Here is a 23266-nt window from a genome sequence, read left to right on the forward strand (position 1 = left end):
TTTCGAGTGGCTCAGTCGCGTCGACTCAGCACGTAGAGCAGGTCTCCCGTGGTATCGGGTTGACCGAAGGTCGTCACGCGATCGGCAACGCTGCGTTCGACGTGATCACGGCGCCCTGCCGCGAGGTCCCAGACCTCGAGTGCATGGCCGCCAAAGTCGCCGCGGACGCGCACGCGGAACGGTTCGGGCACATAGATCGCCGCGATCGCTGAATCGACGCTCATCCCGAACCGCGCTCCCGTTCGGTCGTCGACGAGCGCAGCGTCGGCAGAGCGCAGCCGGTGGAGTCCGTGGCCCTCCACGATCGTGCGCAGCAGGCCCACGTCCCACGCTCCGGGGAGTTCGAGCGCTCGCTGGGCCGGCAAGGGTATGCCGGAGAAGTCCTCGCCGTTGAAGGCGTCGCCGAGGCGGTGCCAGGACCAGGATCCGTGTGCGCCGTATCCCAACCCGGCGACCGCGCCACCGAGCACTCCCGTCCATGACGCGCGGCGCACGGTGCGAGCGGTGTGCCGGAAGGTCCCTCCGCCGTAGCCGTGCGCCTCGTAGGGCGGTTCCATGCTCACCACCGGGCGCGTGGGTTTCAGGTCCGCATACTCGCGAGCCATCGCAACCGCACGGTCCTGCCATCCGACATCGTGACCCGCCTGATAGGAGTAGTAGTCGATGTCGTCCGACACGGCGATGCTCGCGGGGAGCGACGTCGACGGCGTTGTGTGCCACGTGATGAGCGCGGTCGGTGCGAGCGAGCGGATGCGGGATGCCGCGCGTTCGTAGCGCGCAATGGCCGATTCCGATCTCAAGGACTCGTCTCCGCTTACGCAGAAGATGGCCCCTGAGCGTGCGAACTCGGCGACTGCCCGCTCGACTACGGCATCCGTCTGCGCATCGTTCAGCACGGCCCACGGCGTGCGGTCGGCGCCCCACGTGCCCGGGGCGTAGTTGCACCAGAGCACGACGAGCACGGTGGTGATGCCCTGCTCCGCAGCCCGACGCACCATCCGGCCAGCACGCACCCAGTACTCCTCGTTCAGCCGATCGAGGTCCCACCCGCCTTCCGCGTCGACGGCGAACGGCGCCCGCGCGTCGCGCGAGAGCGAACGGTCGTGTGGGATCGGCAGCACGCTCACGTTGACGGCGGTGAAACCCTGCCGACGCCGCAGGCGAATCGCGTCGTCCCATTCGTGCTCCGTCATCCGGGAGAACGCGGCCCAGAGAGTGTCGGCGAGCAGGAACGTGCGCTCGCCGTCGCGTTCGAACCACGGACCATCTGGCGACACGCGCCAGTGCGGCACTGTCGATCCGGCCATCGTTTCCTCCATCAGCTCTTGACCGCCCCGGCGAAAGCGCCCGAAACGAACGAGCGCTGGAAAAGCAGGTACACGATGAGCACGGGAACGACCGACATGATGATGAAGGCGTTGAGCGGCCCGAAGTTCGTCGAGTACTGAGTGCTGAATCCCTGCACCGCGAGCGGGATGGTCCAATTCGACTGGCTCTGCAACAGGGTCTGCGCGATCGCGTACTCGTTCCACGTGGCGACGAAGTCGAGGATGAATAGTGCACCCAGAGCCGGCACGGCCAGCGGCAGGCAGATCCTCCAGAAGATGCGGAACGTCGACGCGCCATCGAGACGCGCGGCCTCCTCGAGCTCGACGGGGATGGCTGAGAAGAACCCGTGCAGGATGAATATCTGGTACGGGATGCCGAACGCCAGATACGGCAGAACCAGTCCCGCCAGCGAATTCAGCAGGCCGAGGTTGAGCATCTCCGTGAAGAGCGGAGACAGGGCGATCTGCACCGGCACCATCGACCCGACCACGATCACCGCCAGCAGCACGCGCGACCCTCGGAACGGCAGGCGGCTGAGCGCGAACGCTGCCGCGCTCGCGACAGCGAGCCCGATCGGCACCTTGACGAGCGCGACGATGAGGCTATTGACCGCCGTCGTGGCCAGCCGCCCGGTGCGCGCGGCATCCGCGTAGTTCGCCACATGCCACTCCGAAGGCGGTAGCCACGGCGCCGACGCGGCCGCGTCGGCGTTCGCCTTGAACGACGTGAAGACCATGACGAGGAACGGAATGCTCCACACGATGAGCGCGAGCAGCAGTGCGACCCAGAGCCCCGCCCGGAACCAGTCGGGCCGGGCTCGGCGCCGCACGCCCGAGCGCACCGACGGAATCGAACTCGACATCACACCGCTCACTTGTTGTCCCTCAGGCTCCACACGAGATACGGGACGACCAGGGAGAGGGAGATGACGAGCAGCACGACGGCCACCGCGCTTCCCATCCCGACGTTGTGGTTCTGGAACGACTGCGTCACCGACCAGAGCGCAAGCACCTGCGTGGACTGCACGGGCCCACCCCCCGTCATGCCGACGACGAGGTCGTAGACCTTGAGCGAATTGATGACCGTCAGGACGACCACGACGGCCGTCGTTGGCCGGAGCGCGGGCAGCGTCACGTTGCGGAAGACGTGCCAGGCGTTGGCGCCGTCGACGCGTGCGGAGTCAACGAGTTCCTGCTGCACCTGCTGCAGGCCGGCGAGGAACAGCACCAGTCCGAATCCGACCGCCTGCCAAATGGATGCGGCGAAGATCGAATAGATGGCGATCGACGGGTCGCCCAGCCACTCGTGCGCCAGGCCACCGAGACCGACGTGGTCGAGCAGTTGATTGAGCGCGCCCATCGTCGGGTTGTAGATCCACCGCCAGACGGCGGCAACCGTGATCGACGCGAACACCGCGGGCATGTAGAAGATCGAGCGGAATACGTTTCGCCCCACCATCCGACGATTGAGCGCGAGAGCCAGCACGAGGCTGAGCAGCATGGGAACGAGCAAGGAGAGCGCAACCCACAGAACCGAGTTGAGCATCGCGCGCCAGAAGACGGGGTCCGCCGTGAACAGACGCACGTAGTTGTCCACTCCCACGAAGTCCTGTGGCCGCGTTCGGAAGCCTGACCACGAGAAGAAGGAGAGACGCACAGTGTCGACGAGCGGGTAGAGCACGAATCCGACGTAGAGGACGAGCGCCGGCACCAGGTACGGCACGGCGAGCATGCCGTTGCGCGCATCCGGGCGGTACGAGCTCGGCGCACCGCGCCGAGGGGAGAGGGTTGTCACCATTGACCTCCATGACGGGTGGGGGGCCGGGGCCGGCCCCCCACGGACGTCAGTGTTACTGCCGCTGCGCTACTTCGCGCTGCCGTCGATGAATGTCTGGAGTTGTGCGCCCGCGTCAGCAGGAGCGATCTCCCCCGTCAGCACCGCGTTCTGGATGCGCCAGTACTCCGTCGTCACTTCGCCCGACAGACTCTGGTCGGCGGGGTTGTAGACGCCGTCAGCCTCGGTGAAGAACGGCTCCCAGAGTGCGTCGAGCGGATTGTCCGTACCGGCCGCGACCTCCTTGTTGGCGGAGAGGGAAGCCCAGGTGCCCACGCTGTCCTTCTGGATCGGAGTCGACGTCACGAAATCGAGGAACGTCGCCGCAAGATCCTTCTTGGTGCTGGCGTCGTTCACGTAGAGCGCCTCACCGAAGCCCGAGAGCCGACCGGTTCCCGTGGGGAACCGGAAGATGCCGAGCTCGTTCGGATCCATGCCGTTCTCGACGACCGTGCCGTCGAACCAGGTGCCCTCGATCGCCATGGCCGCGTCGCCGCTGAAGAAGAGCAGCGAGGAGTCGTCGTTACTCATGCTGAGGTAGCCATCGTTGAAGTATTTGTCGCCCCAGGTCTTGAGCTGCTCGTAGGAGGCGGTCACGCAGGTCTCGTCGGCCCAGGAGGCGGAGCCCGAGAAGAGCGCCGTGGCCGTCGTTGCGCCGCACTCCGTCTCGACGAGCGAGTCGAGCAGCCGCATGATGTGCCAGTTCACCGTGCCCCCGACTTCGATCGGCGTGACGCCAGCGTCGACCAGAGCGTCCGCGTCGGCGATCAGTTCGTCGTACGTCGTCGGCTCGGTCGCGATGCCGGCCTTCTTGAAGAGGGTCTTGTTGTAGTACACGGCCATCGCCTGCCGCGTCCACGGCACACCGTGATGGCCGCCGTACTGCGTGATGCCCGCGAGTGCAGCGGATGTGAAGCGGTCGTCCCAGTCGTACTTGTTGTAGTACGACGTCAGGTCCGCGCTCAGGCCCGCATCCACGAGCTCCCCAGCGAGGCCCGAGCCCTCCCAGTAGAAGTAGACATCGGGTCCGACACCGGTGCCGGCGACTTGACGCAACGCGTCCTTGTGCGCGTCGATCGATCGCTGCTCGAGATCGACCGTGACCCCGGGATGCGCGTCCTCGAACCGCTGAATCATGTCTTCGAGCACGGGCAGCTGCTCGTCACCCTGGGTCACCGTCCAGAAGACGAGCGTCTTGTCGTCGTTCGCCCCCGCAGCCGAGCATCCGCTCAGCCCGACGGCGAGGACGACGGCGGCGGTCGCCGTCGCGAGAAATTTCCTGAGCATCATTGCCTCCATGGAAAACAGAGCCATGCCATCGTCTGATGATATGGCATACCAAAGTATGGCGAGAGGGGCACGTCGACGTCAAGCCTGAGCTATGAGGCCGTCGCTCCGCCTGCCTCGATCGCACGCGCGAGCGCCCGACGCGAGTCCTCGAGGTGCTCCCGCATCGCCGCCACGGCGGCCGATTCGTCGCGTGCAGTGAGCGCGCGGGCGATGCGGCGATGTGCCTCGAGCGCGATCTCGCCTCGCCCAGGGGCATTGAGCGTCGCGCGCCGAATTCGATAGAGCACGGTGCCGAGCGAGTCGACGAGAAGCGGGAACAGAGGGTTGTCGGACGCTTCCGCGATCGCACGGTGGAAGGCGACGTCGGCAGCCGAGGCCGCGCCCGCGTCGTCGAGGACATCCGCCATGGACTCACACACGTCGGCGATCCGCCTGAGCTGATCGTCGGTGGCGCGTCGCGCGGCGAGCGCCACCATCCGAACCTCGAGAGTCTCTCGCACCTCGAAGATGCGATCGGGGTCGATCTCGTCGCGTTGAGAGACATAGAGGTCGAACGACTCGCGCACGTGCGACTCATCGACGTCCGCGACGATGACCCCGTAGCCGGTTACGACCTGCAACACGCCTTTCGCTGCCAGATGACGCGTCGCTTCGCGGATCACTGTGCGTGACACGCCGAAGCGCTCGCCGAGTTCACGCTCGGATGGAATCCGCGTTCCCGGCTCGAGCCCGCTGCGGCGGATGGCATCCACGAGCTGCCCGCTGACATCCTGATACAGGCTTCCTGGTCGTGAGACCGCGGTGATGTCCAACTCTCCTCGGGCCATGTGCGTCGCTCCTCTTGGCATGCCAGATGACAATCGTATGGCGTACGCAGCAACTCGCCTATATGTCGGAGACCACGACCAGCGCGCGCCCATGGATCGTGCGTCCCGCGACCGCCAGTAGGGCGTCGCTCGCACCCTCCAGAGGGACCCGGAGTTGGATCGTATTGACGAGCGCGGCGGCGTGCGAACGCACCAGATCGATGGCCGCCGGGAACATTCCCACGCTGTTCCGAGCTCCGACGACAGCAAGCTCTCGGCGGGAGAAGTCGGCGACCGGCACATCGAGCGCGTCCTCGGAGATGCCGACGACGACGATCAGTCCGGCGGGCCGGACGACCTCCGCCGCGATCGAGATCAGCTCACTTGAGCCCGTCGTGTCGATCACGAGATCGGGCGCTCCCCGTGTTCCGGCGACTCCACGCAAGTCGTGCGGCGACAGCGACGAGTCCGCGCCCAGCGCCGCCGCGAGGTGACGTCGCGCGGGCGAACGATCCGCAACCGTGACCGCCGCTCCGGCCGCTGCCGCCGCGAGCACCACCGATCGGCCAAGCGATCCGGCGCCCAGGACGAGAACACGATCACCCTTGCGCATCCGGCCACGTCGCAGAGCCCACAGCGCGACTGCGATCGGCTCGACGAAGACTGCCGCGTCGATCGGAACCTCGGCGACGGGATGCGTCGCTCGCCGAGGCACAATGAGAGCGTCCGCGAGGCCGCCGTCCCTGTGCACACCGACGACCTGGAGATCCGGGCAGCAGTTCGTCGATCCGCGTCGGCACGTCGGGCACTCGCCACACGCCAGCGCAGGTTCGACGACGACCACGTCACCGGGATGCAGCGCCGAGGAGTTGTGGCCCACCGCCTCCACTCTCGCGACGATCTCGTGCCCCTGCACGACCGGATAGCCGAGATACGGGTGGGTCCCGTCCAGGATGTGCGCGTCCGAACCGCAGATACCGACGCGTAGTACGCGCAACCGCACATCGTCGGCCGCAAGGGTTCGCCGCTCAGTTGCTTCGACTTCGAGTCGCACGTCGCCCGGACCAATCGTGACCAGTCGGCGTGACCGGGCCCCGCCGTTCGCGTGCGGCTCCTCTGCCACGGTGGCTCCTCCCGGGTCGGCGAAGGATCATGTTACGCATCGAACGAACGGTGCGCGGGCGGATCGTATCGTCGTGCGGGCCCGCGTTTCATAGGGTCCAGGAGGACTCATGTCGCGCGCCCGCCACGAGTCGTCCCGAACCCGATGAGAAGCAGGATGGGGCGGGGCGATGGGGCAGGGGCGCGGGGCGGGGCCCGACGCGCAGCGCTAGCGTGAACGGATGGCGCAGCAGGAGCATCCGTCGGTCACGCTCTCGAGCGGGCTGCACGCCGAGATCGTGGGCGACCGGTTCGTTCCGGGGGCGTTCGAGCTCGTCGTCGACGGCACCCCGCAGTCGCACGTGAGCCTCGACGATCCGACCGCGCTGTTCTTCGAGTACATCCAGCGCATGGGACACGTCATCGACCGGCTGAAGCTGCCGGGCGAGCCGCTCACGGCCGTGCACCTCGGCGCCGGAGCGCTCACCATCCCGCGCTACATCCACGCCACCCGGCCGGGGTCGCGCCAGCAGGTCATCGAGCTCGAGCGCGCGCTCGTCGACCTGGTGCGGACCGAGCTTCCGCTGCCCCGCGACGCGAGCATCCGGGTTCGCTACGGCGACGCACGCGCCACCCTGGCCCAGCTGCCCGCGGGACTGCGCGGCACGGTCGACCTCGTCGTCGTCGACGTGTTCGCCGGGGCTCGCACGCCCGCCCACGTCACGAGCGCCGAGTTCTACGGCGAGGTCGGCGCGCTGCTCGCCGACGACGGCGTCGTGCTCGTGAACATCGCCGACGGCCCGGGACTGGCGTTCGCACGCGGCCAGGCCGCCACCCTGCGCTACGCGTTCGGCAACGTCGCCGTGCTCGCCGACGCATCCCTGCTCAAGAGCCGGCGCTACGGCAACGTCGTGCTCGCCGCATCCCGCGAGCCGCTGCCGGTCGAGTGGCTGCCGCGGCTGCTCGCGGGCGGGCCGCATCCGTCGAAGGTGCTCGCGGGACACGAGGTCGTCGACTGGATCGCGGGCGCGCCCATCGCGACGGATGCCACGGCCGTGCCGTCCCCGCCGCCCGCGCGCAGCGTGTTCCAGGTGCGCGGCCGCGACTGAGCTGCGGCGCTGGAGGACGCGGCGCTGGTCGACGCACCGGCGGAGGACGCGGCGCTGGTCGACGCACGGCGGATGGCACGCGTGCGGACGGCACGGCGCTGGACGCACCTGCGGACGGCGCGACCACGCGAGGGCGATCAGGGCTTGACGAGCTTGACCGTGTAGCGGTGCGCGACCTTCCTGCCGCCGACCCGGATGCCCGAGACGCTGACCCGGTAGACCTTCGCCGCGGCGCCGGTCGGCTTCTTCACGCCCGCGACCTCGAACACGAGGGTGTCGCTCGCGTAGCCGTCGGCGCTCGCCCGCTTCTTCACCGTGAGACGGTGGCCGCCGCGGTCGGTGACCGTGACCTTCGCCCGGGAGAAGTCGTAGTTCTTGCCGGCGCGTCCCGAGAGCGACCAGCGGCCGTCGGGCTCGAGCGGACTCGGGAAGTAGCCGGCCGTCGGCCAGGACACCCACGCCGGGTTCTTGAAGCCCGACGACGCCTGGCCGCCGATCACCCAGAGCGCGTTGGCGAACGTCGTCGAACCGGTGCCGACCCGGCGCAGTCGCGGGTCGAGCACCCAGCGGCGGTGTCCGACGACGACGTTGCCCGCGCCGGGGTCGTCGAGGTACGCCGTGATCGCCCGGGCCCCGCTGAGCCCGTCGCGCGGGTCATCGCTGATGGCCAGCGCGATGTTCGAGTGGCGGCCGGCGGCCTTCGCTGCGGCGGTCACGCAGTCCCAGCCGGCCGGGATCTCGTGCTCCAGCTGCCCGTTCGCCTGGTAGACGAGCGCGGCCCGGATCGCCTTCGCGCTCGTCGCGCTGTCGAGCTTCACCGGACTGAGCCGCGCGAGCGAGCGCGCGTAGTTGACGGTGGCGATCGTCGCCGTCCGCGAGGCGGCGCTCTCGGTGCCGGGGTCGCATCCGTCGACCGAGCCGGTCCAGCCCACCGGGACCCGCTGCGCGGGGGCGTACACCGTGCGGTAGCCGCGCAGCACGGCGGCCTTGCTCGCACCGGTCGCGCCGCTCGCGCTGGTCGCCCCGCTCGCGGTGGTGGCACGGGTCGCGTTCGGCGCAGCGACGCTCGCGCCGGCGACGCCCGTGGAGAGCGCGACGGATGCCGCAAGCAGCGCGGCGACCGCGAGCATCCGTCGGCGGGGTGATTCCACGGGCACGACCCTTCTACCCTCCTTGGAGTGTCACGGGAGCGGCACGAGCAGACTAGGCAATCCGGGCGCCGGGCTCCCAGTCCCCCTTCGGGGTGGGGTGCGTCTCTCGCCGCGACCGTCCGCCGGCGGGACCATGTCGTATGCGCGCACTGCTCATCCCGGTCCTGCTGAGCGTCGGCGCCCTCGTCGGGTGCTCGTCCGCGACCCCCGCCCCGGCCACGCCGACCTCGCCGACGCCGCCCGCGCCCGCAGCGCCGCCGCTCACGCCGACGGATGCGACGCGCGACCTCGCGAGCGGGCTCGCGGCGCCGTGGTCGGTGCTGTCGATGCCGGACGGCGGCGCCCTCGTGAGCGAGCGCGACTCCGGGCGGATCCTCGAGCTCGACCTCGCCGGCGGCAGCCGCCTCGTCGGCACCGTGCCGGGGGTCGCCCACGCGGGCGAGGGCGGGCTGCTGGGACTCGCGCCGGCACCCGCGGGCGGCGAGCTGTACGCATACCTGACCACGGCATCCGACAACCGCATCGTGCGGATGCCGCTCGGCGGCCCGGCCGGCGGCCGCACGATCGGCGCCCCCGTCGTCGTGCTCGACGGGCTCGCCCGGGCGGCGAACCACGACGGCGGGCGGATCGCCTTCGGACCGGACGGGATGCTCTACGCCACGGTCGGCGACGCGGGCGACCCGTCCCGCGCGCAGGACGTCGGATCGCTGAACGGCAAGATCCTGCGGATGACGCCCGACGGCGCCGTGCCGGCCGACAACCCGTTCCCCGGCTCGCTCGTCTACTCGCTCGGGCACCGCAATCCGCAGGGCATCGCGTGGGATGCGGACGGCCGGCTCTACGCCGCCGAGTTCGGTCAGGACACCTGGGACGAGTTCAACCGCATCGAGCCCGGCCGCAACTACGGCTGGCCCGAGGCGGAGGGGATCGCGCACGACCCGCGCTTCGTCGATCCGCTCGTGCAGTGGGCGACCGACGATGCCAGCCCGAGCGGCCTGACCCGGATCGGCGGCACCTTCTTCCTCGCCGGGCTCGGCGGCGAGCGCCTCTGGACGATCACGATCGACGGCGACGGCGGCGCGACCGCGGACGACAGCTTCGTCGGCGAGCTCGGGCGGCTGCGCGACGCCGTCGCGGCCCCGGACGGCTCGCTCTGGCTGCTCACCAACAACACGGACGGGCGCGGCGATCCGCGCGACGGCGACGACCGACTGGTGCGAGTGGAGCTCGGCGCAGCGTCGTGACGGCGCAGCGTCGGCGGGGCGAACTACCCTCGTTGCGTGGCGGAGCTGGATCGCGTGAGGCAGTGGGCGCAGGCGCTCATCGACCTGCACCTGGACGCCTCGTGGACGTTCGGCTTCGACAACGCCAAGACGCGCGCGGGGCTGTGCGACTACACCCGCAGGCGCATCAGCGTCTCGCGTCACCTCGCCGCCCGGTATGCCGACGACGAGATCCACCAGGTGCTGCTGCACGAGGTCGCCCACGCGATGGCCGGCCCGCGGGCGGCGCACGGTCCGCTCTGGAAGCGCACGGCGAAGGCCCTCGGCTACGACGGCAAGCGCACCCACGACGGCGCGATCGCGAGCGAGTTCGCGACCTGGATCGGCCACTGCCCGGCCGGCCACGTGCACTACCGCTACCGCCGGCCGACGGGTGCGCTCGCGTGCGGGCGCTGCTCGCGCCGCTTCGACGTCGCCCACGTGATCACCTGGCAGCGACGCTCGGCCCCGTAACCGCCTACTCTGGTTACATGACCGACCCGGAGTTCGGCGCGCACTGCCTCGACCTCGTCGAGAACGCGCCGCTCGACGCGCCCGCGACCCTGGGGCGATGGATCGCCGCGCGCTACCCGGTCGAGACGGATGCCGCCACCGAGCGCGACCTCGCGGATGCGCGCATGCTGCGCGACGCCATCGCGCGCGCCGCATCCGTGCTCAGCGCCGGTGGGGTGCCCGCCGCCTCCGACGTCGACGTCGTCAACCTCGTGGCCGCGACGCCGGACATCCCGCCCGCGCTCGCCGGCGGCACCCGCCAGGCCGGCCGGGGCCGCGCCCGCGTCGGCCAGGCGCTCAGCGAGCTCGCGCGCGAGGCCGTGCGCGTGCTGGCCGACGGGGAGCGCGTCCGGGAGTGCGCGGCCGGGGACTGCGCGATCGTGTTCTACGACGAGTCCCGGTCGAACAACCGCCGCTGGTGCTCGATGCAGCGCTGCGGCAACCGGGCGAAGGTGCGCGCCCACCGCGCGCGCGGCGCCGCCGGCTGAGGGGCGCCCGGGCGCTCCTCAGCCGGCGATGAACCCCGCGGGACTACCGCACCCTCGCGATCGAGCGGGTCTCGGTCACCGTGAGGTAGCCCGCACGGATGCCCCAGACCTTGATCGTGACGCGCTTGCCGCGGTCCTTCGCGGTGAGCAGGTAGCTCTTCGCGTGGGCACCCGCGATGGCGACGCCGTTGCGGTACCACTGGTAGGCGTGGCTCGCCTTCGGCGACCAGCGGTGCGCGAGCACCGACACCCGGTGGCCCGCCTTCGGAGTGCCGACGATGGTCGGCTTCGGCGTCTTGCCGAACGCGTGCAGCACCCTGACCGGGGCGGCGTACTTGATCACGGTCGGGTAGCCGGCCTTCTTGCCGACGGCCCGGAACGTGATCGTGTGGCCGATCCACGCCCTCTTGAGCTTCAGCGCCTTGGTGGTCGCCCTGGCGATCGGCTTTCCGTCGAGGTACCAGCGGAACGACATGCTCACCGGCCGCGGATCCCACGTGCCGACCTTCGCGCGGAGCGTCGAGCCGGTAACGGGATGCCCCGAGACCTTCGGCGTGTTGGCGTCGATCGCGAGGCTCGTCGTCACCGGGATGCGCACGGTCGTGCCCGAGGGCGCGGCCGTGAGCACGAGGGTCGCGTTCGCGGGAGCGTCGTAGGGCACCGTGTACCGTGCCGTCACCGCGCCGGCGACGACGGGCGTCACGACGCCCTTCGCCGTGCTCCCCGCGAACGTCGCCGTGACCGACGTGTTCGCCGGGCTGCCGAGCGAGGTCAGGTCGAGCTTCGCGAGGTCGACCGTGCCGCTCGAGCCCTGCGGGTGGAGGCCGGTCGGCAGCGCGCCGACCGCGACCGAGCGCCGGGCGAACGACGGCGTGAGCGGGCTGTGCGCGGTGATGTAGTCGATCCACGCGTCCCGGTCGATGAGCGCCGAGTCCCGGAGGTTGCTGCCCTTCGCGAGCTCACGGAAGTTGTCGCCGCCCGAGGTGAGGAAGCTGAACGTGCCGATCCGGTACGTCTTCGCCTCCTCGATCGGCACGCCGTCGACCGAGATCGACGTGATGTGCGATCCCCGTGCCGCGTTCGGGTCGTACGTGTACGACACGTTCTTCGACAGGCCGAGTGCGAGATACGGGCGCGACGGGATGCTGCCGTCGGCGTTCGTCTGCCACTGCTGCTCGAGCACGGTCTTCAGCTGCGCACCCGTGAGGTCCTCGGTGAACAGCCCGTTCGCGAACGGGAGCACCGCGTTGGCCTCGGCGTAGCTGATGACGCCGTCGTCGCCCTTGAGCAGCTCGGCGCGCAGGCCGCCCGGATTGACGATGCCGATCGTCGCACCGCCGCGGTCGGCGGGCGAGAGCGAGGAGACGAGCGCGTCGGCGACGAGGTTGCCGAGGGTCGACTCCGAGGCGCGGTCGTCGCGCTCCGTGCCGAGGTACGCCGTCGTGATGTCCGCCGTCACCGTGCCGACCGGCACGTTGCCCGTGACGGCCGCCTGGTCGAGTGCGGCCTTCGTGATCGCCGCGACCTGGCCCACCGGGCTGGCGTCGCCGCCATCCGCCGTGACCGCGGCCGCGTCGAGCGCGGGCGTGCCGGCCGGGCGCGCCACGTTCTTCTGCGTGTACGACGCGACGTCGCCCGTCGCCGGGTCGACGCTCAGCACGATCTGGCCGATGAACTCGCCGTAGCTGCCGGTCTGCAGGATCGGGCGCGTGCGGTCCGCGACACCGGGGATCGGGCCGTCCCAGGCGTACTGCTTGTGCGTGTGCCCGGTGAAGATCGCGTCGACGGATGCGGACGTCTGCGTCACGATCTTCGCGAACGCGCCGCCGGCCGCGACCTCCTGCTGCAGGCTCGAGCCGTCGGGGGTGCCCTCGCCGGCGCCCTCGTGGTACTCGGCCACAATGACGTCGGCCTCGCCGTTGGCGTCGTTGCCGTCGGTGAGCTGCGCGGCGACCCGGTTGACCGCGTCGACCGGGTCTCCGAAGTCGAGGTCGGCGATGCCGGCGGGCGACACGAGCGACGGCGTCTCCTGGGTGACGGCGCCGATCACGCCGACGGTGAGTCCCGCGACGTCGAACGTGTCGTACTCCTTGAGGCCCGGCGCGACGGTCGTGGTGCCCTTCGTGTAGACGTTCGCGCCGAGGTAGTCCCAGTTCGCGACGTCCGCCACCCGACCGGCCAGGTCGGCGTAGCCCTGGTCGAACTCGTGGTTGCCGACGGCCGAGGTCTGCAGGCCGAGCGCGTTGAGCACGTCGAGCGTCGGCTTGTCCTGCTGCGACGCCGACGCGTAGACGGATGCGCCGATGTTGTCGCCGGCGGACAGGAACAGCGTGTTCGCCTCGCCGCCGTTCGCGGCATCCTTCTTGAGCTTCTGGATGGTCGAGGCGAACTGCACGGTGTTCGAGTCGATGCGTCCGTGGAAGTCGTTGATGTTGAGCAGGTCGATCGACACGGGATCGGCCGCCGCCGCCGGCGCGACGGCGATCGGCGCCGCGACCAGCGCGGCTCCGAGGAGGGCGGCGAGGCCGACCCTCGCTCTCCGGTTGGGCAGGTTCATGGGGTGCTCCATTTTCTCGGATGGGGTGGGTCCGCGGTCAGCGGATCCTCGCGATCGAGCGCGTGCGGGATTCGGTGAAGTAGCCCGTGCGCGATCCGGTCACCCGGACCGTGATCCGATCGCCCCTGTCGGCCCTGGTCAGCCGATAGGTCTTCTTCGTGGCCCTCGCGATGGCCGTGCCGTTGCGGTACCAGCGGTAGTGCAGGGTGACCTTCGCGGGCTTCCAGCGACCCGCCCGCACGGTGAGGGGGTGCCCGACGGTCGCCGTGCCGACGATCCTCGGCTTCGGCGTCGCGGTGAGCGCGCGGTAGACCTTCAGCGCGGCGCTGACCCGCTCGACGCTCGCGTAGCCGCGCTTGCTGCCCGTCACGCGCACCGAGATCCGGTGGCCGATGTCGGCCCTCGTGGCCCGGTAGGTCGGGTGCGTCGCCTTCGCGATCGGCCGGCCGTCGCGCAGCCAGCGGTAGGCGAGCCTCACGGGCGCGGGCGTCCAGGTGCCGGGCCTGACGGTGAGCTTCGCGCCGACCTTGGCATCGCCGCCGATCCTCGGGGTCGCCGCGGTGATCGTGGAGCGCAGGTTCACGCCGACGAGGAACGGATCGTGATCGCTCGACCGGTACGGGTCGGGGGCGTAGAAGTCGGTGGCGTTGTAGTTGTAGCGGCTGTACTCGAACGCGACCGACTCGTAGGCGTTGATGTTCCAGACGTCCACGGCCGCGACATCCGCTGCCGCCGCGGTCGAGGCGAACACGTGGTCGAGCGAGCCGACGGCGCCGTCGAACGCGTAGGTCTGCTTCGCGGTGCGGGTGCTGCCGAGGTCGACGTAGCCGGCCGCCTCGATGACGTCGACCGGGTCCTCGCGCAGGTAGGAGTTGAAGTCGCCGGTGAGGAAGACCCGCGGCAGCCCGGTCGTCGCCTTCAGCCGGTCGGCGAAGGCGACGAGCGCCTTCGCCTGGGCGACCCGGCTCGCGTTCGAGGCGCCCTGGCCGTCGCCCTGGTCGGCGTCGGCGCCGTCGCCCGACCCCTTCGACTTGAGGTGGTTGACGATCGCGAGGAACGCATCCGTCGGCGCGCCGCCGACCCGGCGGAACGCCTGCGCGAGCGGCTGCCGCGCGTTCGCGAACGCGGGGTCGTCGAGGATCACGGATGACCCCACCGGCTCGAGCGTCGCGGGCCGGTAGATGAACGCGGTGCGGATGACGTCCTGGCCGGTCGGGGTCGCGAGCGGAGACGGCACGAAGGCCCACACCGGCGCGCCCGCGGCCGCGTTGAGCGCGTCGACGAGGGTGGCGAGGGCGAAGTCGCGGGCCTTGCCCACGCGCACCGAGTTCTCGATCTCCTCGAGGCTCACGACGTCGGCGCCGAGGCCGTTGATCGCCGTGACGATCTTCGCCTGCTGCCGGGCCAGGTTCGCGGCGTCGGCCGCGCCGCGCACCGCGCAGCCGTCCTTCACGGTGATGTGGTTGCCGTCGCGGTCGTCGTAGTACGTGCAGCCGACCTGGCTGTCGCCCGTGGTGGGGAAGTAGTTGAGCACGTTGAACGTGGCGATGGTCACGTCGCCGCCGACGTCGGCCGGGGATGCCGGGCGCACGCTCGTGATGGACGCGGGCTGCACGTCGGCGGCGTTCGCGGCGGTGAGCTGCCGCGTGGGCTGCAGGTTCCACAGGCTGTTGCGGTAGTCGAGCACCACGGGCCCGGTGAACGTCACGCCCGAGCCGATGCGCACCGTGCTCGCCGGGCTCAGGTAGGGCAGCGGGATGTCCTTGTTCGCATCGGCGCCGAGGAAGTTGATGCTCGCGCCGTCGTCGAGCGTCAGGAGCTTCGCGGCGTTGTCGGCCGCGTAGCCGACCGCGGCCGGTCCGGGCTCCGCGGCGACGGTGGGCGTGAGCAGCGGGGCGGAGCCCGCGACCACGCCGATCGAGCCGTAGGCGTTGAGGTCGTAGTCGTCGGTCACCGTGTAGTCGCCCGACGGCGCGACGAGCATGCCCTCGAGGCGCTCGCGAGCCGCGTCGCCGGTGGGCAGCGCGGTCGTGACGGGCCGCACGGCCGGCACGGCATCCGTCAGCACCGTGAGGCCCGCTCCGGATGACACGGACAGCTCGGTGAGCCCGCCGAACTCGCTCACCGTGCCGGTGACCTGCACGTACGAGCCCACGGCCACGCCGCCGACCGTCGACGGCGAGTAGACGAACAGGCCGTCGGACGCGGTGTGCGCGGCGAGGTCCAGGTCGCCGCCCGTGCCCGGGGTCTGGAGGTAGTAGCCGCCGAACCCGCCCGTCGGGTACGCGGCCGTGACGATGCCGCGCGTGGTCACCGAGAGCCCGACGCACGGGCTCGCGGCGCCAGTGCCCTGGATGCCCGCGATCGGCAGGTCGGGATCGCACGCCGCCGGCGGCGGCACGACGCCCGAGTTCTCGGGGGTCGGCGCGCCCGCGGTGAAGTCGGCCGCGTTGGAGTCGGTGTCCGCGCCCGCGGCGCTGCGGGCGATGGAGGTCGTCGGGCTTCCCGGCGCGGCGAGCGCCGTCTCGTAGGTGTTCGAGCCGCCGAAGCCGACGAGGTCGATGATCGCCGGGTTCGACAGCAGCGACCCGGTGGGCGGTGACGAGAGCGCGGTCGACTGCGCCGCGAGGAACACCGTTCCCGACGTGCCGCTGATGTTGACGCTCGCGTTCGTCGCGTCGCCCGCGGGGATCGCGCCGCCGGTCGCACCCGCGGCGAGCGCGACGAGGTAGTGGCCGCTCGCGGGCACCGATCCGGCGAGCGGCACGACGCCGCTCGGGTTCGCAGTGCCGGTCGCGGACCGGTACTGCACGGAGAAGCCCGAGACGTCGATCGCGGCGGAGGTCGGGTTGTAGAGCTCGACGTAGTCCTGGTCGAGCACGGCGCCGGCGTTGCCGCCCGCGCCGTACACCTCGCTGATCACGAGCCCCGTGCCCGCGGTGTTCGCGAGGGCGGGCGCCGCGGCGACCGGCGAGAGCACGAGTGCGGCGGCGGCGAGGGCCGCGACGCCCGCCTTCCAGGACGGGGCGGGCGGACGGTGCATGCGGGAGACTCCGGTGGCTCGACGGGCACCGCGGCCGGCCTCCGGAAATCCCCGGGGCGACCCTGCTACCGCGGCGCTGACAGATCGTACACAGAGATGTCTACCCGCAAACGGGGGCCCCGGTAAAGGGCGTCAGTCGACGACCTTCACCTCTTTCCAGAACGCGACGTAGTTCGAGAAGTCCTTGCCGACCCGGTCGAACGCCGTCGGATAGGGCTCCGGGTAGCTCCAGGCGCGGTCCTGCAGCCGCTGACCGGCCACGTCGACCGTGAAGTACTGGCACTCGCCCTTCCACGGGCAGGTGTACGGCGTCGGGCTCTTCTCGAGCAGCGCCTGGTTCACGCTCGACGGCGGGAAATACCAGTTGCCCTCGATCTGGATGAGGTCCTCCTGGGGAGCCTGAGCGATGACGGTGTCGCCGACCACGGCCTTCATGTCGTCCTGCCTTTCCGGGCGCCGCTCGGCGCTCTCGAACGCCAACCGCCCGCCGGGCGCGGCGATTCCCTCCGCGCTTGCCGTACAGCGACCTGGGAGGCCTGGCCAGGGCAGGGGCCCTGCGCCACACTCGCCCCATGCGGGTACTGCTGAGATTCGAGCTCGACTGCGAGCCGGATGCGGCCTGGCGCGCCATCCGCTCGCCCGCGGTCATGCGGCGGGTCGCGTCGCCGTTCCTCGCGTTCGCCTCGCTCGAGGAGAACGGGTTCCCGGACCTGTGGGGCGAGGGACCGCACGTCATGGCCGTGCGCGCTCTCGGCCTCGTCGACCTCGGCGAGCAGGTGATCGACCTCCGCCATCGCGAGCGCCGCGGCGCGCGCATCCAGCACGACTCCGGGCTCGGGCTCACCGGTGCTCTCACCGTCGTCACGCGCTGGGAGCACTCCATGGCGATCAGCGCGACCGGCGACGGGCGCACGCTCTACCGCGACCAGCTGCGCTTCGCGGCCGGTCCCGCGACCGTCGCGCTGTGGCCCGCGTACTGGCTGTTCTGGCAGTGGCGGGCGCACCGCATCCGTGGCCTGGCATCATCGTGGCGGTGAGCAGCCCCACCGCCGGCGCGACCGCGCTCGACGTCGCCGACTGGCGCCGACGGGTGTTCGCGCTCTACGCCGAGGTGCGGTCGCTCCCGCCCGCGGAGGGCCACGCGCTCTGGCGCGCCGGACGCGACGAGCTGTTCGCGTCGCATCCGTCGACGCCGCTGCTGCCCGCGGACCGCGCCGGCTTCGCGGGCCTTCCGGTCGCCGGCTACGACCCGGCCTGGCGGTTCGAGGTGGAGCTGACGGATGCGGCTCCCGCGCGCTTCGAGGTCGAGACCGGCACCGACGGCACCGTTCCCTTCGAGCGCGTCGGCATCGCATCCGTGCCCGGTGTCGGCGACCTCGACGTGTGGCGGCTCACCACGTACGGCGGCGGCGTCTTCGTGCCGGTCAAGGACCGGCTCGCCGGCCGCGGCACGTACGGCGGCGGGCGCTACCTGCTCGACACGATCAAGGGCGCGGACCTCGGCCGGGGCGGGGCGCCGGGCTCGCTCGTGCTCGACTTCAACTTCGCCTACAACCCGTCGTGCGCGTACGACCCGGCGTGGGCGTGCCCGCTCGCGCCGGCCGGCAACACCGTCGCCGTCGAGGTGCCGGTCGGCGAGCGCTACCCCTGATCGCCTGCTCAGGGCGCAGTGCGATAGGGTGGGGTCATCGGCTGGACCATCCGGTCCGCCCGCGTCGTTGAACGCTTCCCTCGCCCCCGCTCCTGCGCACCACGCAGGCCCGCGGCCGGGCTGACACTCTTTCGAACGGCGATCGATTGCGGCGTCCGCCGCTCTCGCCATCCGGAGCCACGACGGCTCCCCGCGACCGGGCACCCCGTGTGCCCGCGCACCCACCACCCGAGGACACATGTCTCAGACCTTCGCCGAACTCGGCGTTCCCGCTCCCCTCGTCACCGCCCTCGCCGGCATGGACCGCACGGAGCCCTTCCCCATCCAGGCCGACACGCTGCCCGACTCGCTCGCGGGTCGGGACGTGCTCGGCCGCGGCAAGACGGGCTCGGGCAAGACGCTCGCGTTCGCCATCCCGCTCGTCGCACGCCTGACGGACCACCACGCCGTGAAGGGCCGCCGCCCGCGCGCCCTCGTGCTCGCACCCACCCGCGAGCTCGCCACCCAGATCACCGCGACCATCGAGCCCCTCGCCTCCGCGCAGGGCCTCGCGGTCACGACGATCTTCGGCGGCGTGTCGCAGAACCGCCAGGTCGCCGCGCTGCAGTCCGGCGTCGACATCGTCGTGGCCTGCCCCGGGCGCCTCGAGGACCTCATGAAGCAGGGCTTCGCGAAGCTCGACCGGATCGAGGTGAGCGTGCTCGACGAGGCCGACCACATGGCCGACCTGGGCTTTCTGCCCGTCGTCACCCGCATCCTGAACGCGACGCCGCAGACCGGGCAGCGCCTGCTGTTCAGCGCGACGCTCGACAACGGCGTGGACAAGCTCGTCAGCCGCTTCCTGCACGCCCCCGTCATGCACAGCGTCGACGAGGCCAACTCGCCCGTCGCCGCCATGACGCACTACCTGTTCGAGGTCGACGCCGCCGAGAAGGACGACCTGGTGCGCACGCTCGCCTCGGGCACGGGGCGCCGCATCCTGTTCATGCGCACCAAGCACCACGCCAAGAAGCTCGCCAAGAAGCTCACCGACTCGGGCATCCCGGCCGTCGACCTGCACGGCAACCTCTCTCAGCCGGCACGCGACCGCAACCTCGCGGCGTTCGGCGCGGGCGACGTGCGCGTGCTCGTCGCCACGGATGTCGCGGCCCGCGGCGTGCACGTGGACGACATCGAGCTCGTCGTGCACGTCGACCCGCCGGCCGAGCACAAGGCCTACCTGCACCGCTCCGGCCGCACGGCCCGCGCGGGCAAGGAGGGCGAGGTCGTCACGATCATGCTGCCGTCGCAGCGCCGGGACACGCTCGACCTGCTGCGCAAGGCCGCCATCCGGGTGACGCCGCAGAGCGTGACGCCGTCGTCGGATGCGGTGGCCGCGCTCGTCGGCGAGGTCGCCGCGTACGTCGCCCCGGCGCCCCGCGCCGAGCAGTCCGCGTCGTCGGGCGGCGGTCGGTCCACCGGCGGTCGTTCGACCGGCGCCAACGCGCAGCGCAAGCGCGCCGCGCGCGACGGCGGCGAGCGCGGCATCGAGCGCGGCGGCCGGGGCCCCGCGGGCAGCGGCTCTTCGGCCGGCGGTTCCTCGGCGGCCGGATCTTCGGCCGGCGGCGGGCGTCGGCGGCGCGGACGCGGCGCCGCGAACGGTGCCAACGGTGCCTCGGCGGGCGGCGCGGCCTCCGCGTCGTCCGAGCAGCAGGCCCGCTCGGGACAGCGCGGCGAGTCCCGCTCGGCGGCGAACGGCGCGTCGGGCGCGGGCGGCCAGCGCGGCGGAAACCGCCGCGCCGGTGCCCCCGCGGGCACGCCCAAGCTCATGGTCGGCAGCGTCGTGCGCCCCAACCGCGCGGGTCGCAGCGGAGGTCGCTGAGCCGTCGTCATGACGTCGGGTGCTGGCGCTAGCATGGCGACGTGTCACCCGACCGCCGCGCCGACCCCGCCCTGGTCATCCGTCGCGCGGAGGCATCGGATGCTCCGACGCTCGGCCTGATGCACGCCGAGGTGTTCCTCGAGCTGTACTTCGGCGTGCTGCCCGAGTCGACCCTCGCCCAGCTCTCGCCCGAGGCGATGGCGGCGCTCTGGCACCGCTTCGTGTCGCGCGGCGAGCGCTACGTGCAGTGGGTCGCCGAGCTCGGCGGCGACCCGGTCGGCTTCGTCGGCACCGGACCCGGGCGCGAGATCGGATACGAGGCGGGCACCGAGCTGTACTTCCTCGTGGTGGCTCCGGGCGTGCGTCGCCGGGGCATCGCGCGTGCGCTGCTCAGACAGGCCGACCCCGACTACCTCTGGGTGTGGGAGGAGAACCGCGCGGCCCGCACGTTCTACCGCAAGCAGAAGTTCTTCCCCGACAGCGTCGCGCGCGACGGATCACTGTTCGGCGCGCCCCTGCGCGAGGTGCGGATGTCGCGGTGAGCGCGCCTCCGCGCGCGTCCCGCACGAGCGACCACCGCATCCGTCTCGCGACCGCCGGGCGCCGCGTGCACGTGCTCGACGTGCTCACGGACGCGGCGGGCCGGCAGGTACGCGGATTCGCGCTCGCCCAGCCGCCCACCGCATCCGACGCTCCGACGGGTCTCGAGCTGCAGCTGCTCTACCCGTTGGCGTCCGAGCACGGCTCTGGCAGCGGGCAGGCCCTGCTCGATGCGGCCATCGGCGATGCCCCCGCCCACCTGTGGATGGCCGAGGGCAACGCGCGCGCCGAACGGTGCTACGCCCGGAACGGCTTCGAGCGCGACGGGGCTCGGCGTTCCGAGCCGGCGTGGGAGGACCTCGTCGAGGTGTGCATGGTCAGGCGCTGACCGCCGCATGCGACGTCGCCCAGTCGAGAGCGAAGTCGGCGACCTCCTCCCAGCCGTCCTGGCTGACGATGCGGTGCGTGCGGCCCGCGAACTCGCGGTAGTCGACGACCGACGGCCCGCCCGCGCGGCGATACTTCTTCACGAGCGCCTCGCCGATGGCCGGCGGCACGACGTGATCGATCCCGCCGGTGATGATGAGCAGCGGCGCGCGGTCCGTGCGGTCGTAGTCGACGTGCGTGACGCCGCCCTTCTCGTTGAACGCCGCCGCGACGCCCTCGAAGAACACCCGGTTGTACGACGGGATCGCCTGCTCGGCCCAGATGCGGTCGGATGCGGCGTGGCTCAGGTCGTTGCCGAACGTGAAGCGGAAGTGCCCGGTCGAGATCGGGGTCGTGCCGTTCCTGGTCCACGGCTTCGAGAGGATCGGGAAGCCGGTGCGCGCCGTCGACGGCGGCAGGGTCGTGACGCCGGCGGTCTGCCCGGGCGTGACGCCGACGTAGGCGACGCCGAGTCCGCGGTCGGCGAGCATCTGCGTGATCACCCCGCCGAACGAGTGCCCCATGATGATCGGCTTCTCGGGCAGCGCCCGGATGATGCCCTCGTAGTAGTCGGCGATCTCCGCGAGGCCGACGCCGGCGAGCGCCGACGGGTCGTGGCGCACCTCGGCGGGCGTGCGGTCGCCGATGCCGGGCCAGGCCGGCGCGATCACCTCGTGACCGGCCGCGCGGAAGCGCTCCGCCCAGGTGTCCCAGCTCTTCGGCGTCATCCAGAGCCCGTGGATGAGGACGATGGGGGCCTTCTTCTCGTTCATTGCTCTTCCTCCCGCTGCGTCGGTCAAAGAGACCGATCGTTCTTGTTGTCTGTGAACGCGACGGTAGCGCTCGGACATTCCCGCTGTCAAGCAAAAAGAGAAAGATCGTTCTACACTGCTGCCATGAGCACCACGGATGCCGCCCCGAGCCGCAGACGCAAGACCGCCGACGGCGGATCGGAACCCCGCGCGCGCCTGCTGCGCACCGCATCCGACCTCTTCTACCGCGAGGGCATCCACGCGGTCGGCGTCGACCGGATCGTCGCCGAGGCAGGGGTGACGCGCGCGACGTTCTACCGGCACTTCCCGAGCAAGGAGGACCTCGTCGACGCCTACCTCGCCGTCGAGGACGCCGACCTCAGGGCCGCGTTCGCCGCGGCCGGCGCCTCGACCGACGACCCCGACCGCCTCATCGAGCTCGTGATCGAAGGGCTCGCCGACGACGTCGAGCGCAACCACACCCGCGGCTGCCCGTTCATCAACGCCGCCGCGGAGTACCCGGACGCGGCCTCATCCGTGCGCCAGAGCGTGACGCGACACCGCGAGTGGTTCCGGAGCACGCTCGAGCACGTGCTCGCGGACGCCGGAGTGACGGATGCGCCCGAGGCCGCCGCCGAGCTCGTGCTGCTGCGCGACGCGGCCCTCGTCGGCGGCTACCTCGACGGCTGGGCGCGCGTGCGGCCCGCGTTCATCGCGGCCGCGCGCCGCGCGGCACGGCGCTGAGCTGCGGTGCGGCGCTGCGCTGCGGTGGGGCGCTGCGCTGCGGTGGGGCGCTGGCCGCGCGACCTCGAGCATCATGGTGCGCGTCTCTGTGATGCTATGATGCCCGCGTGCGATCGACCGTCACGCTCACCCCCGAGGCCGAGCACCTGCTCGCGGCGCGCATGCGTGAGCGCGGCATCGGCTTCAAGCAGGCCGTCAACGAAGCGATCATCGCCGGCTTGACGTCACACGAGCACCAGTCCGCGGAATCGTTCGAGACGCCGACCTTTCCCCTCGGGTCGCCGCGGGTGCCCGTCGAGCGCGCTCTCACGCTGTACGGCGACCTCGAGGACGAAGAGCTGCTGCGCAAGCGATCGTTGGGCAAGTGAAGCTCGTCGACGCCAACGTCCTGCTCTACGCGATAGACGAGTCGGCCACGCACCACGGCGCGGCGCGCCAGTGGCTCGATCGTTCGATCACGAGCGGCGAGACCGTCGGAATGCCGTGGGTCAGCCTGCTCGCGTTCATCCGCATCGCGACCCATCCGAACATCTACGAGCACCCGCTGCGCGTGGACCAGGCACTCGACGTCGCAGACGCCTGGCTCGCGCGCCCCAACGTCGTGACGCTCGATCCGGACGCGCGCCACCTCATCCGAATGCGCCAGGCGCTCGCTGCGACCGGTCGAGGCGGCAACCTCGTCAACGACGCACACCTCGCGGCCCTCGCGCTGCAGTTCGACGCCGTGGTGGGCACGTTCGATTCGGACTTCGGCCGATTCCCCGGGGTGCGCTGGGAGCGGCCGGACAGCTGATCCGGCGCAGACGCGCC

Annotated in this window: 23 protein-coding genes; 12 read left to right on the plus strand and 11 right to left on the minus strand. The window is 71.2% G+C overall.

Annotated elements, in window-relative coordinates:
• Positions 1 to 11 precede the first annotated feature (11 nt).
• From QT381_RS00820 to QT381_RS00845, 6 genes are all read right to left on the minus strand, one after another.
• Entirely contained in the window at positions 12 to 1319 is a 1308-nt protein-coding gene (locus QT381_RS00820) for an apiosidase-like domain-containing protein (RefSeq protein WP_353889745.1), read from the minus strand.
• Positions 1319 to 2203 (minus strand): carbohydrate ABC transporter permease, encoded by an 885-nt coding sequence (locus QT381_RS00825; RefSeq protein WP_289246692.1) that lies wholly within the window; start codon positions 2201 to 2203, stop codon positions 1319 to 1321. The genes QT381_RS00820 and QT381_RS00825 overlap by 1 nt, the downstream gene beginning before the upstream one ends.
• Positions 2200 to 3060, minus strand: a complete 861-nt coding sequence (locus tag QT381_RS00830) for a carbohydrate ABC transporter permease (RefSeq protein WP_289246694.1) — start codon at positions 3058 to 3060, stop codon at positions 2200 to 2202. Before QT381_RS00830 ends, QT381_RS00825 begins: the two co-directional genes overlap by 4 nt.
• Before the next feature lie 132 nt (positions 3061 to 3192).
• Positions 3193 to 4476 (minus strand): extracellular solute-binding protein, encoded by a 1284-nt coding sequence (locus QT381_RS00835; RefSeq protein WP_289246695.1) that lies wholly within the window; start codon positions 4474 to 4476, stop codon positions 3193 to 3195.
• Between the two features lie 65 nt (positions 4477 to 4541).
• The gene (locus QT381_RS00840) at positions 4542 to 5279 is read right to left on the minus strand and encodes a FadR/GntR family transcriptional regulator (protein ID WP_289246697.1); all 738 of its coding nucleotides are present in this window, start codon (positions 5277 to 5279) and stop codon (positions 4542 to 4544) included.
• A 58-nt stretch (positions 5280 to 5337) separates the two neighbouring features.
• A complete protein-coding gene (locus QT381_RS00845; RefSeq protein WP_289246698.1) occupies positions 5338 to 6381 on the minus strand; it encodes an alcohol dehydrogenase catalytic domain-containing protein in 1044 nt (347 codons plus the stop codon).
• A gap of 220 nt (positions 6382 to 6601) precedes the next feature.
• On the opposite strand from QT381_RS00845, the gene QT381_RS00850 reads away from it, so the two are divergent.
• Positions 6602 to 7468 (plus strand): spermidine synthase, encoded by an 867-nt coding sequence (locus QT381_RS00850; RefSeq protein ID WP_289246699.1) that lies wholly within the window; start codon positions 6602 to 6604, stop codon positions 7466 to 7468.
• A gap of 137 nt (positions 7469 to 7605) precedes the next feature.
• Here the strand turns inward: QT381_RS00850 and QT381_RS00855 are convergent, their stop codons facing one another.
• Positions 7606 to 8619: a CAP domain-containing protein gene (locus tag QT381_RS00855; RefSeq protein ID WP_289246702.1), complete on the minus strand. Its 1014-nt coding sequence runs from the start codon at positions 8617 to 8619 to the stop codon at positions 7606 to 7608.
• A 140-nt stretch (positions 8620 to 8759) separates the two neighbouring features.
• Between QT381_RS00855 and QT381_RS00860 the strand changes: the two genes are divergently transcribed.
• From QT381_RS00860 to QT381_RS00870, 3 genes are read left to right on the plus strand one after another with little or no spacing between them, the layout of a single operon-like run.
• Positions 8760 to 9863: a PQQ-dependent sugar dehydrogenase gene (locus QT381_RS00860; protein ID WP_289246704.1), complete on the plus strand. Its 1104-nt coding sequence runs from the start codon at positions 8760 to 8762 to the stop codon at positions 9861 to 9863.
• Between the two features lie 36 nt (positions 9864 to 9899).
• Positions 9900 to 10355 carry a SprT-like domain-containing protein gene (locus QT381_RS00865; RefSeq protein ID WP_289246705.1) on the plus strand — a complete coding sequence of 152 codons (456 nt, stop codon included), beginning with the start codon at positions 9900 to 9902 and terminating at the stop codon, positions 10353 to 10355.
• 17 nt (positions 10356 to 10372) lie between these two features.
• Complete coding sequence (locus tag QT381_RS00870; RefSeq protein ID WP_289246707.1) at positions 10373 to 10882, plus strand: CGNR zinc finger domain-containing protein; 510 nt, start codon at positions 10373 to 10375, stop codon at positions 10880 to 10882.
• A 43-nt stretch (positions 10883 to 10925) separates the two neighbouring features.
• On the opposite strand, the gene QT381_RS00875 is transcribed toward QT381_RS00870, so the two are convergent.
• The 3 genes from QT381_RS00875 to QT381_RS00885 form a co-directional block, all read right to left on the minus strand.
• On the minus strand, positions 10926 to 13439 hold the full coding sequence (locus tag QT381_RS00875) for a bifunctional metallophosphatase/5'-nucleotidase (protein WP_502877395.1): 2514 nt from the start codon (positions 13437 to 13439) through the stop codon (positions 10926 to 10928).
• Between the two features lie 37 nt (positions 13440 to 13476).
• On the minus strand, positions 13477 to 16482 hold the full coding sequence (locus tag QT381_RS00880) for an ExeM/NucH family extracellular endonuclease (RefSeq protein WP_289246708.1): 3006 nt from the start codon (positions 16480 to 16482) through the stop codon (positions 13477 to 13479).
• Between the two features lie 132 nt (positions 16483 to 16614).
• Positions 16615 to 16917 carry a DUF427 domain-containing protein gene (locus tag QT381_RS00885; protein WP_289246710.1) on the minus strand — a complete coding sequence of 101 codons (303 nt, stop codon included), beginning with the start codon at positions 16915 to 16917 and terminating at the stop codon, positions 16615 to 16617.
• 137 nt (positions 16918 to 17054) lie between these two features.
• Between QT381_RS00885 and QT381_RS00890 the strand changes: the two genes are divergently transcribed.
• The 5 genes from QT381_RS00890 (at position 17055) to QT381_RS00910 (ending at position 20922) form a co-directional block, all read left to right on the plus strand.
• Positions 17055 to 17519, plus strand: coding sequence for a hypothetical protein (locus QT381_RS00890; RefSeq protein WP_289246711.1), 465 nt, complete (start codon positions 17055 to 17057; stop codon positions 17517 to 17519).
• Positions 17516 to 18133: a DUF1684 domain-containing protein gene (locus QT381_RS00895; RefSeq protein ID WP_289246712.1), complete on the plus strand. Its 618-nt coding sequence runs from the start codon at positions 17516 to 17518 to the stop codon at positions 18131 to 18133. The genes QT381_RS00890 and QT381_RS00895 overlap by 4 nt, the downstream gene beginning before the upstream one ends.
• A 238-nt stretch (positions 18134 to 18371) precedes the next feature.
• Entirely contained in the window at positions 18372 to 19994 is a 1623-nt protein-coding gene (locus QT381_RS00900; RefSeq protein ID WP_289246713.1) for a DEAD/DEAH box helicase, read from the plus strand.
• A 41-nt stretch (positions 19995 to 20035) separates the two neighbouring features.
• Positions 20036 to 20536 (plus strand): GNAT family N-acetyltransferase, encoded by a 501-nt coding sequence (locus QT381_RS00905; RefSeq protein ID WP_289246714.1) that lies wholly within the window; start codon positions 20036 to 20038, stop codon positions 20534 to 20536.
• A complete protein-coding gene (locus QT381_RS00910) occupies positions 20533 to 20922 on the plus strand; it encodes a GNAT family N-acetyltransferase (protein ID WP_289246715.1) in 390 nt (129 codons plus the stop codon). Before QT381_RS00905 ends, QT381_RS00910 begins: the two co-directional genes overlap by 4 nt.
• Here QT381_RS00910 and QT381_RS00915 read toward each other — a convergent pair.
• Positions 20912 to 21733 carry an alpha/beta hydrolase gene (locus QT381_RS00915; RefSeq protein WP_289246717.1) on the minus strand — a complete coding sequence of 274 codons (822 nt, stop codon included), beginning with the start codon at positions 21731 to 21733 and terminating at the stop codon, positions 20912 to 20914. The genes QT381_RS00910 and QT381_RS00915 overlap by 11 nt on opposite strands.
• A gap of 123 nt (positions 21734 to 21856) precedes the next feature.
• Here QT381_RS00915 and QT381_RS00920 point away from each other — a divergent pair, with 123 nt between their 5' ends.
• The 3 genes from QT381_RS00920 (at position 21857) to QT381_RS00930 (ending at position 23249) form a co-directional block, all read left to right on the plus strand.
• Entirely contained in the window at positions 21857 to 22456 is a 600-nt protein-coding gene (locus tag QT381_RS00920; protein WP_289246719.1) for a TetR/AcrR family transcriptional regulator, read from the plus strand.
• 107 nt (positions 22457 to 22563) lie between these two features.
• Entirely contained in the window at positions 22564 to 22824 is a 261-nt protein-coding gene (locus QT381_RS00925; RefSeq protein ID WP_289246720.1) for an antitoxin, read from the plus strand.
• Complete coding sequence (locus tag QT381_RS00930) at positions 22821 to 23249, plus strand: TA system VapC family ribonuclease toxin (protein ID WP_289246721.1); 429 nt, start codon at positions 22821 to 22823, stop codon at positions 23247 to 23249. Before QT381_RS00925 ends, QT381_RS00930 begins: the two co-directional genes overlap by 4 nt.
• Positions 23250 to 23266 lie beyond the last annotated feature (17 nt).

This window comes from Galbitalea sp. SE-J8, assembly GCF_030345695.1.
In the GTDB taxonomy this organism is placed as follows: Bacteria; Actinomycetota; Actinomycetes; order Actinomycetales; family Microbacteriaceae; genus JAUASV01.

Coding starts and splice junctions, on each gene's coding strand:
- QT381_RS00860 (WP_289246704.1), top strand. CDS start 8,760: ATGCGCGCACTGCTCATCCCGGTCCTGCTGAGCGTCGGCGCCCTCGTC.
- QT381_RS00915 (WP_289246717.1), bottom strand. CDS start 21,733: ATGAACGAGAAGAAGGCCCCCATCGTCCTCATCCACGGGCTCTGGATG.
- QT381_RS00920 (WP_289246719.1), top strand. CDS start 21,857: ATGAGCACCACGGATGCCGCCCCGAGCCGCAGACGCAAGACCGCCGAC.
- QT381_RS00830 (WP_289246694.1), bottom strand. CDS start 3,060: ATGCTCGCCGTGCCGTACCTGGTGCCGGCGCTCGTCCTCTACGTCGGA.
- QT381_RS00820 (WP_353889745.1), bottom strand. CDS start 1,319: ATGGAGGAAACGATGGCCGGATCGACAGTGCCGCACTGGCGCGTGTCG.
- QT381_RS00875 (WP_502877395.1), bottom strand. CDS start 13,439: ATGAACCTGCCCAACCGGAGAGCGAGGGTCGGCCTCGCCGCCCTCCTC.
- QT381_RS00870 (WP_289246707.1), top strand. CDS start 10,373: ATGACCGACCCGGAGTTCGGCGCGCACTGCCTCGACCTCGTCGAGAAC.
- QT381_RS00885 (WP_289246710.1), bottom strand. CDS start 16,917: ATGAAGGCCGTGGTCGGCGACACCGTCATCGCTCAGGCTCCCCAGGAG.
- QT381_RS00880 (WP_289246708.1), bottom strand. CDS start 16,482: ATGCACCGTCCGCCCGCCCCGTCCTGGAAGGCGGGCGTCGCGGCCCTC.
- QT381_RS00840 (WP_289246697.1), bottom strand. CDS start 5,279: ATGGCCCGAGGAGAGTTGGACATCACCGCGGTCTCACGACCAGGAAGC.
- QT381_RS00835 (WP_289246695.1), bottom strand. CDS start 4,476: ATGGCTCTGTTTTCCATGGAGGCAATGATGCTCAGGAAATTTCTCGCG.
- QT381_RS00890 (WP_289246711.1), top strand. CDS start 17,055: ATGCGGGTACTGCTGAGATTCGAGCTCGACTGCGAGCCGGATGCGGCC.
- QT381_RS00850 (WP_289246699.1), top strand. CDS start 6,602: ATGGCGCAGCAGGAGCATCCGTCGGTCACGCTCTCGAGCGGGCTGCAC.
- QT381_RS00900 (WP_289246713.1), top strand. CDS start 18,372: ATGTCTCAGACCTTCGCCGAACTCGGCGTTCCCGCTCCCCTCGTCACC.